This is a genomic window from Clostridium grantii DSM 8605 (assembly GCF_900129965.1).
GTDB lineage: Bacteria > Bacillota > Clostridia > Clostridiales > Clostridiaceae > Clostridium_AF > Clostridium_AF grantii.
The window spans coordinates 1-2,582 of sequence record NZ_FQXM01000067.1 but is presented as its reverse complement, the minus strand read 5'-3'; the positions used below and the strand labels follow the sequence as shown (position 1 = coordinate 2,582).

Annotated in this window: 2 protein-coding genes, 1 tRNA gene and 2 rRNA genes; all 5 read right to left on the bottom strand. The window is 28.4% G+C overall.

What is annotated here, in order from left to right; genetic code table 11:
• Positions 1-93: ribosomal RNA gene (gene rrf, locus BUB83_RS20940) — 5S ribosomal RNA — on the bottom strand; the annotation flags it as partial.
• A gap of 213 nt (positions 94-306) precedes the next feature.
• Positions 307-1,458, bottom strand: a complete 1,152-nt coding sequence (locus BUB83_RS20935) for an ABC transporter permease (protein ID WP_073341023.1) — start codon at positions 1,456-1,458, stop codon at positions 307-309.
• Between the two features lie 28 nt (positions 1,459-1,486).
• Complete coding sequence (locus tag BUB83_RS20930) at positions 1,487-2,218, bottom strand: ABC transporter ATP-binding protein (protein WP_073341022.1); 732 nt, start codon at positions 2,216-2,218, stop codon at positions 1,487-1,489.
• Between the two features lie 197 nt (positions 2,219-2,415).
• Positions 2,416-2,491, bottom strand: a tRNA-Phe gene (locus tag BUB83_RS20925).
• Between the two features lie 5 nt (positions 2,492-2,496).
• Positions 2,497-2,582 (bottom strand): 5S ribosomal RNA (gene rrf / locus BUB83_RS20920); the annotation flags it as partial.

The following is a 2,582-nucleotide window of genomic DNA, read 5'->3' as shown; positions in this document are numbered from 1 at the left end:
CACAGTCACCCATGCAGTACCATCAGCGTGTTGAAGCTTAACCATCGTGTTCGGAATGGGAACGGGTGTTGCCTTCAAGCTATAATCACCAGATTTAGTTATTTGTGTTTCGCGCCAATCCCTTGGCACAAGAAGTATTATATCAACTATACGAAGAAGTGTCAACACTTTTTCATAAAATATTTTATATTTTTTTAAACAACTTGTCGAACCATGTAAAATAGCCATTTGTAGCTTAATAATATTTTGTTATTTATAGATATATTCTTTATTTAAATAAAGATAAGCAATAAAATAAAATTTAAATTATGTTCTAAATATAACACTTTCTTTACTAAACATATATTTAGCCCAGTACAAAGAAACTAAAATATAAATTGCAGTCCAACCAAATGTAATCAATATATGATGATAATTTATTACGCCTACTATCATTTCTTTTAAAAGACAAACTGAATTTGCTATTGGTATATTGAAATATATAGTTTTTATATTCTTAGGATCTATCATCATTGTAGAATAGCATCCTATTAATCCAATAACACTAAGTGGAGATAAGTATGTTTGTGCTTCTTTAAACGATCTAGCATAAATACTTAAGGCTAATCCCAATGCTCCAAATATCATATTATTTAGAATAGGTACTATTATAATAAAAAGAATTGCTATAGGTAACAATTTTACGGTACCGCCATTACTCATTTTTAAAATACCATTTTGCTGTACCATAGTAAGTTCTATTCCTACTATAGCTGCAATAGACATCATTATTCCTACAACTGTTATAGCAAAAAATTTACCCCATAGCAGAGACATTCTATTAACCTTTGTAGTCAATAAAGGTTCTAAAGTTCCTCTTTCTTTTTCTCCTGCCCCTAAATCCATTGCTGGTGGCATTGTTCCCGTTATACTATACAATATTAATAGCAGAGGTAATATCATACTTAATATCAATCTTGCATCTCCCTCTGATTCATCTTCAATAGTTTTAATTTTTGTTTCAAAAGCTTTTAATATTTGTGAATCTATTCCATTGTTGTTTAACCTTTCACTCACAACCCCTTTTGAATACATATCAATATATGTTTGAATTATTGAAAGTGCTGCTAAAGAATCTCTACTAGAATTGTCAAAGATAATATCTATACTAATATCATTATTTTTCTGAATATTAGCATCAAATTTTTCTGGTATATTTAAATATAAGTATATATCTCCTTTTTTTAGACTTTCTTCTGGATTGTCTACATTAACAATATTAATATTTGTTTGTTTCTTTATATATTCAGAAAGTTTACTATTACCTTTGTCTTGTATTGTAATTTTTACTTCTTGTTGTATTTTTTTATCAGAATTGTTGATTGTCTTACCTAAGATGAATGATATTAAAGGAAATAAAAATAAGGGTATTAATATTCCTATAATAATAGTTTTTTTATCTCTAAATATTTCTATCATTTCTTTTTTAAATACTACTTTAATAGCATTATTTTTCAATGTTATCACCTACTAAATTCATAAAAATTTCTTCCATATTATCATTTTTGTACTTGGTTTTTAAATATTTAATTGATCCTTGTTCTACGATTCCACCTTTATGTATAATAACAATTCTATCACAGAGTTTTTCCACTTCATTCATGCTATGACTAGAAAAAATTATAGCTTTATTATCCTCCTTGCATTTTTTTATAAATTTTTGAACTATCCTAGATGCTGTAACATCTAATCCAGCAGTAGGTTCATCAAGCAACATAATAGATGGATCATGAACTATAGCCCTAGCAATAGCAACCTTTTGTTTCATTCCTCTCGAAAATTTGCCTACTCTTTTATTAATATATTCTTTCATATCTAGTAAATCACTTAATTCTATAATTCTATTTTGTATTTGCTCTTTATTCATACCATTTAATTCAGCAAAATATGTTATATTCTCTAATGCAGTTAGTCTATCATATAAACCTACTTCTCCACCAAAAAGAATTCCAATGCTCTCTCTAACTTTTTGTCCGTCTTTTACAACATTTAATCCATTAATAAATGCTGTTCCCGTTGTCGGTTCTAACATAGTTGCTAGCATTCTTAATGTAGTAGTTTTTCCTGCTCCATTTTCACCTAAAAGACCTACAATTTCTCCTTTATTTACTGAAAAACTTATTTCCATAACGGCTTTAATATTTTTGAACTCTTTAGATAATTTATTCACTTCAATCATCCTAGCACTTCCTTTAATTATTAATAATTTTCATAAAATGTCTATTTATTTTTTTATTATATCATTAATATAATAAATTTCAATTAATCGCTTATCTATTATCTAATAGGGAAAACTATTAACATTAACTATTTATTTGTAATCAAAATTATTCCAAAAAATATAAAAGCACTAATTGTTTAAACAATTAGTGCTTTTGGTGGCTTCAACTGGAATCGAACCAGTGACACGAGGATTTTCAGTCCTCTGCTCTACCGACTGAGCTATGAAGCCTTATGACCTGGCAACGACTTACTCTCCCACACAGTCACCCATGCAGTACCATCAGCGTGTTGAAGCTTAACCATCGTGTTCGGAATGGGAA